The sequence below is a fragment of the Plantibacter cousiniae (nom. nud.) genome (genome assembly GCF_977070315.1).
Window position 1 is genome coordinate 159,517 of sequence record NZ_CDRVEU010000009.1, and the last position, 15,927, is coordinate 175,443.

Sequence of the window (15,927 nt, forward strand, 5' to 3'; positions counted from 1 at the left end):
GACTCCTTGATAGATCAGTTTAGGCCAGTTACGGTAATGGGAGAGCAAAAACTAAGATCATCTAGCGTGTATGCACATCTAGCAATGGATTGGCGTAATTTGTATCTGAGTTGTGCTAGGTGCCACCGATATAAGGCAAATCGATTTCCCGTTTTAGGAACTCGAGCATCCTTTGGAATGAGTTACAATAAAGTTGTTAAGGTTGAAATTCCGTTGTTGCTTGATCCCTGTAATGACTTAACTGAAAATCACATTCGAATTGTGGGTGGATCGTTTATTGTTGGTCTTACTGAGCAAGGGACTTCTACGATTAGGTTGCTAGCTCTTGATCGTGAAGACCTGGTTCTTGAGAGAAGAAAATCTTTAGTCTTACGGAAATACAGCCATACCTTTCTTTCGTCGTCAATTAGTTCGTTCTCTCCAAATAAAGAACCTGCATACCTTACTTCGCTAGCAAAGATTGTAAGTAATTTGGTTTCAGATAAGCCCCTAGTGCCAGCGTCCGCAGGGCTGCCAGATACGCCAATTGCGACCAACCTTGGGGAAGGTATGGAAACCTATAAGGCTACATCTCGTTATTTAGAGCGTGTGCAGATTACGAATTTTGGAGCTATCCATCGACTGGACCTTAATTTGGCAAGCTCACAGTCTCTTAACGCTCCCTGTTTCGCGTTGTTGGGAGAGAACGGCGTCGGGAAAAGCTCGGTTTTAAGAGCAATAGCGCTAGCATTGGGAGGTAAAGCTTACGCCAAGAGATTACGCGCTTCGAGCGATGGATGCTTAGCTGCCGGCGCATTGGAAGGAGAAGTGCGTATCACTATCGCAGGAAGAGAGCAGGAAATTGTGATGAAATTCCGTCACAGAAAGCCGCTTGAATTTTTACCGGAAAACTCAGAGGCCCTAGTCATTGGCTATGGCGCTACTAGACTACTCCCCCAGGGGCGGCATAAATCTCGGCCTGGAGAGACTTATGCGAAAGTTGATAATCTATTCAATCCATTCCTTCCATTGACGGATCCGTCAAAATGGTTGCTTGCTGAAACTGAGGATCGTTGGATAGAGGTCAATCAGGCGCTTGCGAAGCTTCTTCCGGATGGGCACAAATTCTCTGTTGCTAAAAACGATGGAAAGGTATGGGCCTGCTCAAGTGACGGATCTAAACGCTTAATTAAACATTTGAGTGATGGGTACCAGTGCATGATTGGCATGGCAGTCGACATTATTGAGGTGATGTCGATTGTTTATGAGTCCATGGAATCTGCTGAGGGGATAGTTTTAATCGATGAGTTGGGGAACCACTTCCACCCTGCATGGCGACTTCATTGTTTGGGTGCTTTGCGTGACGCATTTCCTCGCATTCAGTTTATCTACAGTACACACGATCCGTTATGCCTTCGAGGCTTGACTGAGGGTGAAGTCACAGTTCTTAAAAGAGATAAAATGGGCCAGATCTATGCGCTAGAGGACTTGCCCCCTGTTGAGCAGTTGAGGGTAGAACAGCTCCTTACTTCAGAACACTTCGGGCTGAAGAGCACTGTTGATCCTGAGATGGAGAGGAGCATACGCAGGTATGAGGCATTAGCTATCCAACCTAATCGTACTGACGAAGAGGATCGAGAGTACCAGGGGCTTGTTAAGTCTTTGACTGATGAACGTTACCTGGGCACCACACGTCGTGAACGTTTGGCGCTGCAGCTTCTCGATGTAGATTCAATCCCAGAGATTCCTGTTTCCAGTCGCGTAAGTGCTAAGAACCTATCCCAGGCGACAGTTCAGAAACTTAGATGGCTTTTGAAGGAAATCAAACCTGTGCAAGATGCAGAGTCATGATAAAGATCGATCGCTCTAGGGGTGTTGAACCAGCTACTCTGGGAGCGGCTGCGGCCTTGGAGATTGCTGAAAACGAAGCTCGTGTAGAGCAAGGAATTACTAGAAAAAATAAGTTAAAATTCACGGCGTATTCAGATGCCGCAGTGAAAGTCGAACTCATAAAAATTTTTGGAAGAAAATGTTGCTATTGCGAATCTCTTCTCAAGGGTACGCAACGCTCCGCTATTGAGCATTATCGCCCCAAAGCGAGTCTGCGGATAGCAAAAGCGGACGGGACATATGAGAGTCGAATTGGCTATTACTGGCTTGGTGGTGACTGGGATAATTTTCTGATTTCATGCTCAGACTGTAACTCAACTATCACGCATGAACATCAAGACGGTGGAACTGCGGTAAGCGGGAAGGGTACGTATTTTCCTATAATGGTTGAGAAGCAAAGGGCAACATGTCCCGATGAAATTTTGCGCGAGCAGCCAATTCTATTGAATCCATGTGTGGATGAGCCTTCTGAACATATATATTTTTCTGAGGATGGCGCTGTTCACGCCCTTGAGCTGGGCGGTGTCAGAAGCTTGCGAGGGGCAGGTACCATTGAATTGATAGGCCTGCACAGAAGCGAGCTTGTACAAATGCGCGCAAGGCATAGATATATAGTTCTTTCCGCAATCCGGCATACTGTTAAGGCAATGGAGGAAGGGTGTGATCCTGGTGCTGACTTAGAGGATCTTCTTCGACTGCTCAAGCCAGGTGAACCATATCTGGCTTACACGCATATGCTTGTTAGGAACTATATGGTAAATTATCTGGAAATGCTTGGGCTGGATGAAATGATGTGACGGTTAAACGTTATTTTCTCGTTTTCACATGGTCTAGAGAACAAAAAGATACAAAGCTGGTTGATAAGATAGCAATCACTATCGATCATATCCAAACCTTCGTTACGGGTAAATTTGGCCAAGTTAGTGTTGAAATCTCTGTATCTAGCAACTATTCACACCTCTTACGAGTTCGATTGACTGACCTGATCATGCAAGCGCTTAGACGCAGCAAAAAAACTTTGTCGCGCTTGGATTACCGTTGACAGGGAGCTCACTGCTCGTCGCGCCGAGATCCAGATGTTGGATTGACCTCGCAATTGATGCAGTACCTTTTTTTGCCAAGGCATGTTTGTATCACTTTGATGGCTTGGCAGGATCAGTTCCTGATAGCTGAATACCTCGATTGGGCAGGCCTGCAGGACCTAGCAGATCCATTACCTGTAGACTTAAACTTTTAGCAGGAGAGTTAGATTCTTGCGAAGCCAGCCTTCTTCTCACTTTATTAGGAGCTGCAGAGATAATATGTTTACACAAGAACTTGATGTTTTGCTGCGTTCAATCCCTCAGCGCAGTACCGAAGTTGAAATGGAAATTGACCGAAAACATTTTTTATCCAGCTACAGTTCAGAAAGCATCCTAGTATACCTTAACGCGCTGAGTCTCTTGGTTTCCGATTGGATGCACACGGGAGATCGCCGATCAAAAAATGCTATTATACATTTCTTCTCGAGTAAAAACTTTCAACTCTCAGGCTCCGGGATCGCTCATCTGACACTGCAGGAAGAAAATTATTTACATGAAATTAGCCGCCACCTTACAAATATTAGGGAGGCCGTCAGAAACATCAAATTTACCGATCGACATGTTTACAATCAAATTATAAATGAGGCAGAGAACTACCTGCTGAATAGTGCTTGGGATTCAAAAGCAATTGAAGAAAAAATAATAAGCACTATTGCCCATGCCCACAATCTCGTGTGCAGACACTCTTCAAATTCTGATGAGGTAATCATTCATGTTACCAATATTAACCGGACGATATGCATTATAAATGACCGTTGCGATGAAATAAGCTCACCTTATCCTATTACCTTGATAATAAATCACAATGACTTTTCTAAGATCTCAAAAAATGTTTTGAGAAAAGCAAATATATTGGATTTTAGTTATAAGCTTACTTCTGGGTCCTTTGAATATCTTAATTCCCATGACACATTGGACTGGTGTGTAATGAAAGTCCAACATGCAATAAATGGTCTTGAGTTGCTCAAGCAATCGGATGTCATGTCACAGGTGATTCAAGAGCTGAATGGTTGTTTGTATGCCATTGAGTCAATCAGGTTCGATATCCTTGATGCCAGCAGACTCAAATGGGATCCTCTTCGCCTGGAGGATGTAAAGCGAGTTAGGATAAAGCTGGCAAATACTGTAAATAACTTATTATTCCGGAAGGACAATGAAAGTTATCTAACTTCCGCTTATCAGGCCATGGTCGCGGCCGACAGAGGCTTACGATTAATGTTCTACGGCGTTACACAGCGTTTAGATCTCGATGGAAACATATCATTTTGTGTAAGCGAAATAAGAAAAAACAATGCACTGTATGCATTGTCAGGAAATCAGGCTAAGACCCTCGATACTGTTCTGGGGGAAGAAAATCTATCAGCCATACTGGCAAGCAACTTGCAATGCATATATAGAAATCCTCATTCTCGCATAGTAGTGAGGTGCGAGTCTCGAGTGGGGAATGGTCGCTCCGATATCACCATCGAGCGTGAAAATAAGACGATTTCTATTATTGAGTCAAAGCTTCTCAAGCAGAGATCCAACATAATCAAAGAAGTTTCGTCAGCTATTAATCAGCTTTTCGATAGGTACAGCGAACACCTGCATGTGGACATGGGGAGGTATTTGCAGCTATACGCTATTATTTTTTGCCATGACAAAAACCTAATAAGCATGGATGAGAAGATATTTTTCGCTATACGTGAATATGCCGCCAACAATGGGCTGACTTATGAGATACATGAGACCACTGAAAACCAAGTGCGATTTACTTATGTAGAGCCTCGGACAGGCGAAATGCTATCAGATAAGATTAGAACAATTACTCTTATAGTCTGCAATATGGAGGTGGAGTGGAAGAGCCGAGCCAAAGATCGCACGAACATTAAAAAGCTATGAGTTGGACTCTGGTGCTCAATAGTTATGTATAGGTCTATAAGGCCATCGCGGCATAACTTTTCGCGACTAGTGAGTCGTCACTGCGGAACCATTCACCTTGATCGAATGCTTGGTAAAGCGAAAAAGCGGGCTGAGGCATTTCCTCAGTATCGCTCACTTCAACTACGGCACTTATGATCCCATTCATGACGCGATCGCTGAAGGTTTATGCCGATCTGGAAGTGGGTTAGTCTGGCGTCGGCACGTGGGTCAGTTTTCAATCAGCGCCGACAGTCATGACAGGCTCACATCGGCCAAAAAAGTAGTCGGATGGCTTATTGGTTAGATTCTCCATCAGGCACCCGATGGCGTGAGGCATTCTCGGCCGTCATAGCGTCATAGCGTCATTGTGCTCGCGCTCGACGCATTTGTTCGTTTTTTGTTTAAAAAACTATTTTTAATCAACAGCTTACATGTCTCGACAGACTTTATTTAGTAGGTCGGGCTTCAAAACCTTTAAAAAATGGCGCTGCGACAGACTTTATTTCTAATTAGCCCACTGACTAGTCCTTGGAATTGCTGAGCTCAATCCGACAGACTTTATTCCGTAGGATCAGGGGGCGTGGTTTTAGAGAATTAAAGCTGTCGCAAAATAATTAGAGCCGTCGCAGGACCGGTGAAGCCAATATTCCACAGCTCCCGCGACGCCATTGCATTCCATGTCTTTCCTCCTTCGTGCCACCGATATCGAGCCGCCTGATGTTTTTACGAATTCTCAAGAATGAATCGTTACGTTCGTATGTAGAGCGAAATCTTTTCATTTTTAATCGAAGTCCAAATAGTAAATCTTTAAAGGACTTGTATTACCGCAACTTTAATTCGCCTGAGGTCACGTCGGTCGCTAAGAAACTCGGCTGGCATGGATGCTACGGTTTCAACAAAATAATTCATAACCATACCGGCTACCCTTGGTATAGCGTAATTAGGTCAAAGTTTGATTTTTCATATTCGGGGGGCGATTATTTGAGCACTTCAATATGCGCAAACAGCTTGATAGACAGCCGAGTTTATTGCCCGGTTTGTGTTAAGGAAGACGAGCTAGAGCTGGGTTTTTCCTACTGGCGGCGTTATCACCGTTGCGTTAAAGTTTGTTCAAAGCATAACGTCGTTTTACTCGAAAAATGCCAGTTCTGCGACAGGCCGCTTGATAGACGTGGCCATGAGGTGGACGTCATGTGGCGCGGCTGTGAAGGCCGTCATCTAGGTGAGGCAGAGCCTGTGCCGAACACCGATCCTATGGCACTGCGCATTGCCAATTTCTTCGATGGGCTTTGCTCGGCCAGGCGGCATATCTATGATGTAAGGGCAATGGCTGTGCTTGACGCTAGGCTAACCAAAAAAAATGCAGAGCGTGATAGTCAACTGTCGGGAAGTGACTTGGTCGGAGAATTCAGACGTTATCAACAGTTCATTAATAAAGATGGTGCCTATTTCTCTATGCGGCGCAAAACATCACGTCATCGGGTGATTGAGTTTGCGGTGCTATTGTACGATTCATTTGACGAGTTTGTGCATGACTGCGATACCCTAGAGCCTAATTCTCCAAGTATTGATTTTTTTTGGGATACATACCGCTTATCAAATTCAGGTTCAGAAAATTTTATAAAAGAAGATTACCGGCTAGGTGTCGCTGAATGGTCGTGGCCACATTTCGCGGATTGGAAATCTGACCCGTCCAGGGACGATGATGTTCGTGCGAGCAGGAGCCCACGGCACTATCGCTGTTGCAATCCTGCGGATGCCCATCTCGTAGGCTTCCAACCGACTGGATTCTGGTCCCGCCAGCGCACTCCTGTGGTACCCCAGTTGACGGAGAGCGAATTGGTGGCTATGACCAAATGGTCTACCAGTGTTGAATGCCTACCGGTCGTCTCTCCAGCTACGAAGGCTTAGGCTGTTGCAGTATGGTATGTAGAACCTCGTTCACTCATGGGTGCGGAGGCAATATGGTATCGATCGCGGTTCAAGGCCTCTGTGTTTCGTCCTCTATCGGGTGCTGGAGCGTCCGCTATCGATGCTTCTTGGCTCGTGTCGATCAGGTGTTGGGCCAAGCCATACGGGTATTGGGTACGTACCAAAAAGCCTCAGTCTGGCTGACTAAGCCTGCATTTGGTTTGGGCTGGACCTCCCCATGCCGAGTGCTCACAGACGCCGAAGGCTACCGATGCGTCAGCGATTATCTCGTGCGCATTGAGTATGGAGTGTACTGAGGACTTAACCTGCCCCCAGGCAAGAGGTGACATACCGGCACACATTATTAATAGCTACGTTTGTGTGCGTCGTGCGCTTCGGAAAGATGCAGATTGCCGTAAAATTTGCCCTGTGAATCTTTAGTTCCGCGAGGTGTCTTAACTGGCTCTATAGGTGATGATGAAACACCGCCTCTCAAATACCCCCAGGCTTCAAAGTCGATTTTATATCCCGTAAGTCAGTCACATTTGCTAATTGTGTTATTAGCCCCATTGTTAAAGCCCAGCATAACTGGGCTAACACCGTTTACACGCAATTTCAGAAAGGTATGCCCTCGTCTTCGGGTAGTGATCTCTGCTCTCAAGCGCTGCAAATAAAGAAGGAACCCATAGATATACATCCCGTTTGCGTAGCGGGCCACCGTCGGTTTTTCGATCAGACAATACTCGTTTAACCTCGTTGCAAAGGTTCTTATCGCGAAGATTCCAGTCAACTTTTAAATGGTTACCCTGTATCGCATTTGGCAGAATCCGGGATTGACTTGTTAGCCAAGGATTATCGTTCCTATAGAGCCAAGCGTAAATATTAGGGATCAGCCGTCTCACGTCGGACATTCCCAACCCAGGGTGTCCTGTTGTCGTACTTAGCCATAGCTCTCTTCGCACATTCCTCTCTCTAAGTTTAATTGATTTTGCGATTTTCTCAGCAGTTTCCGGGTACAATCGAAGTATGCGATTTACGCTGGTGATAGATATAGAAAACACTTCACATACTTCCTCTTTCTGCATACCCTCTGCTAAGGACTTTAGTATTTTATTCTTCAGCTTGTTAGTAAGTTTTTTAGGCCTTAGTGCCCCTTGAGCCGATGTTGCTGCGGAGGTCTCTTTTTCGCTGGAAAAAGAAGCCTGCTCTATATTTTTCTCTACGTTTTTCATTTTTTTCTGCTGCGGCGCCAGTCGTTCATAAGCTTTTAAGAAGAGCTCTACGCTTTCAAATAACCATGAAATCAGGGTTACGTGCTTCAACGCATGGCAGTAGCCACGGGGCTTTCGACCCATTTTCGCGATGAACGCTACTGCACCCAAGCTGGTGCATGGTAGTTTAGAAAAAGGTGGGTGTTTTTGGAGGTTAGAGCAGTATCGGGCAAGATTTTCAGCCGCAACTTCGCGTTCTAATTTAGATGTCACCAATTTGGTGATTGCCTCTTTGTACACTTGGGCCACGATTGACGGCTCGAAACGGATGGACAACCCCAGTTTTGCGGTCTCTAGTGCCGATTTTGATACGGCCATCAGAGCTCTGAGAGCCGCTGGTGAGGGCGTAGATTTACGTGGCTTATGCAGTGCAGACTCTGTTGGGAGCAGCCACTGAAAGCGCCTTGACCATTGCCTATTTTCCGTAGACTCCATCAACAAGCAGCTATGTTTTAAGCATACCGTTACGCCAGGAAATTGATGGGATAAGTGCCAGTATGCAACACCATATTTTGCACGATCAAAAGCCATGCATTCGTAGCATGCTTTTAATGGGTGTTCTCCTCCGAACCGACCAGTGACGATTCCGAGCCTATATTTTATAGCCCCCAGATGTGGGCCTTTCATAGCTTTCTGCAATTGATCGATATTATCGGCAGATTGAAACGGGAAAAATATAGGCGCGATGGTATGGTTACGGATTATTTGCTCTGCTTCTCCCCATGCAGACTTTGCGTCATCGCTCAACTGTTCCAAATTACTTGGGAAGTCATGCGCATATTGTCCTTCGTTGGCTCCGAATAAAAATTCCAGTGTCTGGCCAGCAGAATGATTGCCCAAGAAAATATGCTGCCTACTGCAGAGACTAAAGAAACACTCATCTTCCAGCCACTTAAGGTATACAGGCCGCTCGTTATTCAGGCGCACGAGATTTAGCTTCCAAAAAAATACTACAATATTCCCGAATTGTGCGGCTGTAAAATTGCTAACGGGTCTATAAAGCAGAGTTTATATATAAAAAGACTCTATTGGCAGTTTCGTCCTAGCCGTAGTCCGCCTCCCTTGGGATCACCTCCTCTCGGCAATGAACTGGATCTGTAAAAAAACGCTGACGGGACCGGAATCCTGTGTGCGCTCGCTTAGATGGGGGGACCGGACTTTGGTGTGCGCTCGTATAGCTGGAGATTGGTGACAAGGGTTTATTCGGGCGAACGCGAAAAGTTGTAGTTGTCAGGCAGGAAATTGCGGCGTTAACATAATCAACATAACCAAAACGGAAGGGAAGGACGCATCGTGCGAGCATGTCTGATTCAAGGCATCTCGGCGGAGCAGTCCTCAGTCGGCGGTTTCGCCTAAGGTATGACGTATTCGAAAGAATCTCAGATAAAGATAGCTAAATGAGAGCCCCGTAGTCGGCTAGACAAGGGCCCAAGTGCGACCTTGGGCCCCTGTGGACAAGTCAAGTAGTAGCCTGACTCGTCCATTGTCTATCCCTTGCATGTGAGACGTCAAGTCTTGCACGGGTCCGCTCATCCACAGGAAATTACACGTTATCCACAAGCTAACGCGTTGTGTCCTACCCGCTGGATAAGGATTTCGCTCGCTCCCACGTTGTTATCCCCAACGTAAGCGTAGCGAGCGATTTCCATTATGTTTGGATTGCTTGGATGAAACCGCAGGAAAGATTTGACCTCATCATGAGCCGCCAGAGCCGGTTCGAATGGGGCGGTGAATATGTACCGTCCACATTAGCAATACCCCGGGAGGCACCGAAGGGGTCTATCAACTGCAGGCTGCATATCCGCAAGCTCGGCCGTACCCTGCACCTACTGTCTAGCCCTGAGAAGGTATTTGCGCAATTAGCGCTTTACCATCCGACTTTGTTCGAGTTGCACGAGCAAAAAATGCTTTGGCCGATCCACTCGAGCCATCCGCTATGTGGACATCCGTTGACGAAGGGCACCTTTCCCCCGCCATTGCGCGGTACCGTCGAGATAGCGAAAGAGATCAGCTTCAGGCATTACGAAATCGTAATGGAAGATAAGTATGGCACCCGTCGGAGGATGGCTTTTCCCTATCAAGGCGACTTGCTGCTGTACCTCCTAGACAGCCATGGCAAGCCCATTGCCGTCAACTGGACGGTTAAAGATCAGAGCAAGGCTTTTCGGGAGCGCAGACGCAGCTCCCCGAAGACTCCTGTCCAGCAAAGGAAGGACCGTGAGCATGCGCAGCTCCGAGGAGAACTGGAACGCCGCTACTATGCGAGTGCAGGGATTCGTACCGTAGAGGTCTCGCTCGACCTGATATCGCCCATTGTGCAGGCAAACCTTGATTTGCTGTTTGGTATGCATCAAGTCCTTTTTTCGCTCGAGCCTGCTCTTCTCGCGGATTTTAGCGACGAGGTCGCTGATGCGGTGACAACTGGTCAACCTGTGAACGAGGTAGCGAGTAGATATAGTTCGCGGTGGGGTTGCCGTGATCAGTTTATTGCGAAGATTTATCAAGACATCTGGCATCGGAAGCTCCTCATTGATTTCGAAGAGCCGATTCTGATTGATCGCCCCCTCATCGCTGAGGGCTGCGATCTGTTGCAAGCGCTCGGTTCGTTTTTCGAGGGGGCTTCAACATGAGGGCGGGTTCACGAATCACTGCCCCCGAAGGGTTTCGTAACCTCTCGCAAGGGCTCATCTACCATTTTCTTTGCAGTGACGGTCTTCGAAACAGGGTTCGTTTGGTCCAGTTCGAGGACGCTGTAAATAAACTCAGTAGCCACCTGATAGAGCTCAGTCAAATCGACTTTGAGGAGGCGGTTGAGAAGGGATGGCTTCTGGAGGATGGCCCGGCTGACTCAACTCCGCCTTGGTTAGAGCACGTAAAGGGAATCTCGATAGCCCATCTGGAAGATTGCAGAGTCTCTAAGAAGAAGAGCTATGAGCAGATGGTCGACGAGCGCTTTGCCGCCATCTCAAACCTTCTGGCGCGTCGAGACGAAATCTTTTCAGACGATCATCCAGACGCTCTCATCAACAAAGAGGCGAAAGCTCAAAAACCTCAGCAAAACGCCTCCCGGTTGAGGCTTTGGTTCTATACCTACATCGTATTCGGCCAGACCAAATGGTCCTTATTGCCGCTGTCTCGCCGACGCGGAAAATGGGACCGAGAAGGGCCCGGTAAAACGAGGAAGCTCGGCCGGCCTTCGCGCAGGGGGAAACGGCATGGCTGGCCAGCGACACCAATATCTGCCTTGCAGCCAGTAGCCGACGGTCCAAAGCGGCTGCTATGGGCCGAGACTGTGTAAAAACGCATCTGTCGTGCTTAGATCTGCAACGTTAAATCTGCCATATTGAATCAGTCACAAGGGCGGTAGTGGCTGGGTTTATCCCAATTATCTTGTGAGGAAAGCAATGGAGGCTCTTCAACGTGCTCCCATTCCAGATACCACTCGTATGTTTCGTTGTCAGCCTTGAATTCATGTTTAACAGTCCAGCCAAGTTCGACGAGCTTTTGAGCCCGGTGAGGGGCGTGTGTCTTAGTCATTCTCGGGGCTTTCATAATTGTCATCGCGTGTATGATTGCTGGGGATTTTAACGCAGGAGTTGCCGATGAAGCGCTTCATTCAAGGCGAATATCGCGGTCAAAGCACCTTGCTCCCCGAGAGCCTCGACGATTACGTCAGCGATACCAATCCGGTGCGTGTAGTCGACGTTTTCGTCGACGAACTCAACCTAGTCAATCTGGGTTTTGAAGGTGCCATTCCAGCCGATACTGGCCGGCCTGCTTACCACCCCGCGATCTTGCTAAAGATCTATATCTACGGCTATCTCAACCGCATCCAGTCGAGCCGACGTTTGGAGCGAGAAGCTCAACGCAACGTCGAGCTGATGTGGTTGACCGGGCGTTTGATGCCAGACTTCAAGACCATTGCCAACTTCCGAAAAGACAACAGCAAGGCCATCCGAGGCGTCTGTCGCCAGTTCGTTGTACTGTGCCAGCAGTTAGGACTGTTCGGAGAAAATCTGGTCGCCATCGACGGCAGCAAATTCAAGGCAGTCAACAATCGCGACCGCAATTTCACCAGCGCCAAACTGAAGCGGCGAATGGAAGAAATTGAATCGAGCATCAACCGTTACCTGACGGCGCTCGATACTGCCGATCGGCAAGAACCCACAGCTTCCGAGCCAAAAGCCGTGCGGCTGGAAGAGAAAATCGCCAAGCTGAAAACGCAAATGAAAGAGCTTCAAGCAATTGAAATCCAGCTCAACGAATCGCCGGATAAACAGGTTTCACTGACCGATCCAGACGCCCGCTCCATGATGACGCGCGGCATCGGTATCGTCGGTTACAACGTCCAGACAGCGGTCGATACGCAGCACCATTTGATCGTTGCACATGAGGTGACCAACGTCGGTTCCGATCGTGATCAACTTAGCTGGATGGCCAAGCAGGCCCGCGACGCGATGGCGCTAGAAACGCTGTCGGTAGTGGCTGACCGAGGTTACTTTAAAAGCGAAGAAATCCTCGCTTGTCACGATGCAGACATCACCGCTTTTGTGCCCAAGCCGATGACCTCTGGAGCCAAGGCTGACGGGCGCTTCAATAACGATGCCTTCATCTATGACACGGCCAAGAACGAATACATTTGTCCGGCTGGAGAAGCGCTCATTTGGCGCTACACCAACGTTGAAAAAGGCCTGAAGCTGCACACCGTTACTGGAGTTCGAAATGCCAGGGCTGCGCCTTGAAATCGCAGTGCACACCGAGCACGGAACGACGAGTTCGGCGCTGGGAACATGAAGCCGTACTGGAAGAAATGCAGAACCGGTTGCGCAACGCGCCGGAGATGATGCGAGTTCGAAAACGAACTGTTGAGCATCCCTTCGGGACGCTCAAACAATGGATGGGGGCGACGCACTTCCTGAGGCGCGCGATGACGACGGCATGTGTACGCTCGGTCGAGTCATTGCACGAGTGCTGTCCCGGTAGAAATAGCGGAAGGACATTGAAGAGGGACAAAAGCGTACGTGTCAAACTCCTAGCGAGGGTCCCGCCGCCTGCCCTGCCTTGAGGATGGTCCGGTGCAACTGGTTGATATGCTCGACGGACTTGTGACCTGCGACCAGGTTGTACATGAAGATTTCGCTCGTCGTAAAGCGGGTGACCTATGCGTACGGTGTATGAGCGGAACATCCAGGTGTCCGGGTTGGTAGGGGCAAGTCCACTCCTAACGCTCGAACTCCTCAAGGACGGCAGCGGTTGACACCACCGTCCTTGCCTAGCCATACCTTGTTTGCTCTGCCATCTCAAGCGCATGGTCTAGTTCACTACCGAGATACCTGACAGTGCTTCCAGTTTTGTGTGCCCCAGCGTATCGTTTCTTCGGCCACGGCACTGGGCGCACCGTCCGATGCGTCGATCCAGAAAAATAAAGGCTCAAATCGATTCAAGTAGTTAACAGCGGCATTAAGTCTATCTAGGGGAGTTTCATGGACGAGTGGAAAAAGTTTTTTCGAACCATATGGTTTCTGACAAGAAGAGGCTTTCATAAGCCAGCGCCTTTATTTTATTTTGTTTCGATCATTTTAGTTGCTGGCGGCGTTGGGTTTTGGCTGCCGATATTTAGCGGTAAACCCGCGGATATGAGCTCTGCAATGACTTATGTATTCGCATTGTTGGCTGCAGTGGTCGCAGATTTTTTTGCAGCTTCCCGAGGCCACGACTATCTCGAAAGCTGGTCTGATATAGAAAAAGATTTTACTTTATTTGTTGTTAGTTTAATGATATTTGTCACGGTGTTGGCAGTAGTTGCGATAGTTGTCGGGTGCGGTTTCTGGGCTTGGACAGCAATGATTACTTCCGCCTTACTCGTTTGGTACCTTTGGTGGGTTTTATTAGAGCCTCAGAAGTTTGGCATAAAGCTTAATGAAATAAAAGCGGCAACTATTGGGTCGGTACAACCACCTACAGGCTCGGCTGGGAAAACTTTGCAAGAGTTGAAAGATGCAAAACTCAAAGAGGGCCAATAACATGAATTCCACTAGCTCGTTTTTTGAGGGCCCAGCCCTACGTGTCAATCAGCCCCTCGGTACGTTTTATGTGATAAGCATATCTGCAGAGAAACTGCTTGATCTCTGTTATTCAGATAAGGCCGAACTCAGTGAGGATGGTTTCAACGTTACGGGCACCCAGCGTATCGAGGATGAAAAACGGCAAAGAGAAATCTCTGAATTCATTGAAACGGAAGAGGCAGCGTTCCCTAATACGATTATTCTGGGCGCTAATTATGATGAGGAAGGCAATTATATACAATCAGCGCATTCTTGGCATGTTGAAGATGATGGTAGTGGCGCTCTAAAGCTCAAGATACCCTCCAAAATTAAAATGGCATCCATCATAGATGGCCAACACCGGTTGAGAAGCTTCAGGTACGCAGCCGCTGATCGAAGGAAAGATTTTGAATTAATATGCTCCATATATTTAGACTTGCCAATCCCCTATCACGCGTATCTGTTCTCCACGATTAATTTTAATCAAAAGAAGGTGGATAAAAGTCTCGCATACAATCTCTTTGGCTTTGACATCGAAGCGACGGACCCGAGTGCTTGGGTACCAGAGACCCTGGCAGTCTCCATCGCGAGACGGTTAAATATCGGAGCCGGGCCGCTAAAAGGAGCGATATCGCTAGGGGTTGTAGGTGGTGGCGTTGATTCACATGAATTCAATATTTCAATGGCGACAATAGTAGACGGTGTTCTAAAACTCTACTCTAAGAAACCTAAGTCGGATAGATCAATAATGATGTCCACTCCAAAAGAGAAGCGGGACAGAAAGTCATTAGCTGATGACGGCTCCCCGTTGCGCTTCTTGTATCGTGAAGGATTTGACGAGGTAATCTTCGAAGTTGTTAATAATTATTTAGAAGCCGTCGATTCACTTTTCTGGCGGGTCGCAGTTAAAGGTTCATTTATAAAGAAGACTGTAGGTGTGCAGGCTCTATTTGATGTGCTGCTTAAGCTACTAGGGGATTTCGAACACAAGCTTGATGGAGATGTATCTGATTTTGCCGGAAAATTGGAGCCAGCGGCTAGAGCGGGCATTGACTTCACTAACGCTCAAGCATCCGGTGCTGGAAGGACATTTATTAAAAATGAGATATTAAAACATCTCAATCTGTGAGCGGCATTAGATTTCAGCTTGCCCAGGATACGCCTGATTAGCAAAAAATCTTCCTGGGCAAGCTTTTCTTTGGAATGTTGGTTAAAACTACGAAGTCATGCGTAACCGTCCGGACAACACACCTTTTCTGACATCGACGCTTGAGGCAATGGTTTCCGTTAGATCCGCAGACACCACCACCTTTGATCGCCTAACATCCGAAGGCGTGTTTGCTGGAGGCGTACTGCGCTTATGGTAACGGATACATCGGTTTATAACGATGAATACTTAATGAGAAAGCTATCGACGCTAATTGCTGAAGCTAGGACTGGACTTCAATCCAAGAAAGCATTTCTTGCTGGGAGGCAATCAGCACACGATGCCGGGACGAAGACATTGCAGATATCGAAGCGCATAGGGCGCTAAAACTATAGTCGGCGTTAGTCGAAGAGTGGGATGGCAACGCTCAGGATGAGACCAATTTAGCAACCTCTAAATTTGCGTACCTACTGGAGCTTGCCTCGGCCAATACCTGAAGAGAATCGTTTTGTTAGAGCAAGCGTTAGCCGAGCAGATCTTGCGCAGTTAAATGGGCGCCCACCTGTGCGAGTCATGCTTCAAGCGCGAATCTTGATTTTTATGTATCTGGCTAAAGTGAGAAGTTACGCGGGCCAAGTGTTTGTAACTGTTTTTGAACATTTGAGTAGGAGCATTTAATCAAACTTTTGATAAGGCAGGGT

At 47.5% G+C, this 15,927-nt stretch carries 10 protein-coding genes and 1 pseudogene; 10 read left to right on the top strand and 1 reads right to left on the bottom strand.

Features of this window, described 5'->3' with window-relative positions:
* The first annotated feature begins 177 nt into the window (after window positions 1–177).
* The 5 genes from ACW55A_RS18015 to ACW55A_RS18035 all read left to right on the top strand — a co-directional run bounded on the left by ACW55A_RS18015 (window position 178) and on the right by ACW55A_RS18035 (window position 7,081).
* Window positions 178–1,830 (top strand): AAA family ATPase, encoded by a 1,653-nt coding sequence (locus tag ACW55A_RS18015; protein ID WP_159420362.1) that lies wholly within the window; start codon window positions 178–180, stop codon window positions 1,828–1,830.
* Window positions 1,827–2,666 (top strand): HNH endonuclease family protein, encoded by an 840-nt coding sequence (locus ACW55A_RS18020; RefSeq protein WP_057415343.1) that lies wholly within the window; start codon window positions 1,827–1,829, stop codon window positions 2,664–2,666. Before ACW55A_RS18015 ends, ACW55A_RS18020 begins: the two co-directional genes overlap by 4 nt.
* Window positions 2,667–3,170: 504 nt before the next feature.
* Window positions 3,171–4,832, top strand: a complete 1,662-nt coding sequence (locus tag ACW55A_RS18025) for a hypothetical protein (protein ID WP_498811473.1) — start codon at window positions 3,171–3,173, stop codon at window positions 4,830–4,832.
* Window positions 4,833–5,570: 738 nt separating this feature from the next.
* Window positions 5,571–6,764, top strand: coding sequence for a TniQ family protein (locus ACW55A_RS18030; RefSeq protein WP_498811474.1), 1,194 nt, complete (start codon window positions 5,571–5,573; stop codon window positions 6,762–6,764).
* 53 nt (window positions 6,765–6,817) lie between these two features.
* A complete protein-coding gene (locus tag ACW55A_RS18035; protein WP_498811475.1) occupies window positions 6,818–7,081 on the top strand; it encodes an antitoxin Xre/MbcA/ParS toxin-binding domain-containing protein in 264 nt (87 codons plus the stop codon).
* A gap of 276 nt (window positions 7,082–7,357) precedes the next feature.
* On the opposite strand, the gene ACW55A_RS18040 is transcribed toward ACW55A_RS18035, so the two are convergent.
* A complete protein-coding gene (locus ACW55A_RS18040) occupies window positions 7,358–8,962 on the bottom strand; it encodes a TnsD family Tn7-like transposition protein (protein WP_498811476.1) in 1,605 nt (534 codons plus the stop codon).
* A gap of 740 nt (window positions 8,963–9,702) precedes the next feature.
* Between ACW55A_RS18040 and ACW55A_RS18045 the strand changes: the two genes are divergently transcribed.
* The 5 genes and pseudogenes from ACW55A_RS18045 to ACW55A_RS18065 all read left to right on the top strand — a co-directional run bounded on the left by ACW55A_RS18045 (window position 9,703) and on the right by ACW55A_RS18065 (window position 15,208).
* Window positions 9,703–10,665: a PDDEXK family nuclease gene (locus tag ACW55A_RS18045; protein WP_498811477.1), complete on the top strand. Its 963-nt coding sequence runs from the start codon at window positions 9,703–9,705 to the stop codon at window positions 10,663–10,665.
* Window positions 10,662–11,333 carry a hypothetical protein gene (locus ACW55A_RS18050; RefSeq protein WP_498811478.1) on the top strand — a complete coding sequence of 224 codons (672 nt, stop codon included), beginning with the start codon at window positions 10,662–10,664 and terminating at the stop codon, window positions 11,331–11,333. The genes ACW55A_RS18045 and ACW55A_RS18050 overlap by 4 nt, the downstream gene beginning before the upstream one ends.
* A gap of 304 nt (window positions 11,334–11,637) precedes the next feature.
* Window positions 11,638–12,998 (top strand): annotated as a pseudogene (locus tag ACW55A_RS18055) (IS1182 family transposase); the annotation flags it as partial.
* A 520-nt stretch (window positions 12,999–13,518) separates the two neighbouring features.
* Entirely contained in the window at window positions 13,519–14,058 is a 540-nt protein-coding gene (locus tag ACW55A_RS18060; RefSeq protein WP_498811479.1) for a hypothetical protein, read from the top strand.
* Window position 14,059: 1 nt separating this feature from the next.
* A complete protein-coding gene (locus ACW55A_RS18065) occupies window positions 14,060–15,208 on the top strand; it encodes a DGQHR domain-containing protein (protein ID WP_498811480.1) in 1,149 nt (382 codons plus the stop codon).
* The last annotated feature ends 719 nt before the right edge of the window (window positions 15,209–15,927 follow it).

Coding starts and splice junctions, on each gene's coding strand:
- ACW55A_RS18020 (WP_057415343.1), top strand. CDS start 1,827: ATGATAAAGATCGATCGCTCTAGGGGTGTTGAACCAGCTACTCTGGGA.
- ACW55A_RS18045 (WP_498811477.1), top strand. CDS start 9,703: ATGAAACCGCAGGAAAGATTTGACCTCATCATGAGCCGCCAGAGCCGG.
- ACW55A_RS18015 (WP_159420362.1), top strand. CDS start 178: ATGAGTTACAATAAAGTTGTTAAGGTTGAAATTCCGTTGTTGCTTGAT.
- ACW55A_RS18030 (WP_498811474.1), top strand. CDS start 5,571: ATGTTTTTACGAATTCTCAAGAATGAATCGTTACGTTCGTATGTAGAG.
- ACW55A_RS18060 (WP_498811479.1), top strand. CDS start 13,519: ATGGACGAGTGGAAAAAGTTTTTTCGAACCATATGGTTTCTGACAAGA.
- ACW55A_RS18050 (WP_498811478.1), top strand. CDS start 10,662: ATGAGGGCGGGTTCACGAATCACTGCCCCCGAAGGGTTTCGTAACCTC.
- ACW55A_RS18035 (WP_498811475.1), top strand. CDS start 6,818: ATGGTATCGATCGCGGTTCAAGGCCTCTGTGTTTCGTCCTCTATCGGG.
- ACW55A_RS18065 (WP_498811480.1), top strand. CDS start 14,060: ATGAATTCCACTAGCTCGTTTTTTGAGGGCCCAGCCCTACGTGTCAAT.
- ACW55A_RS18025 (WP_498811473.1), top strand. CDS start 3,171: ATGTTTACACAAGAACTTGATGTTTTGCTGCGTTCAATCCCTCAGCGC.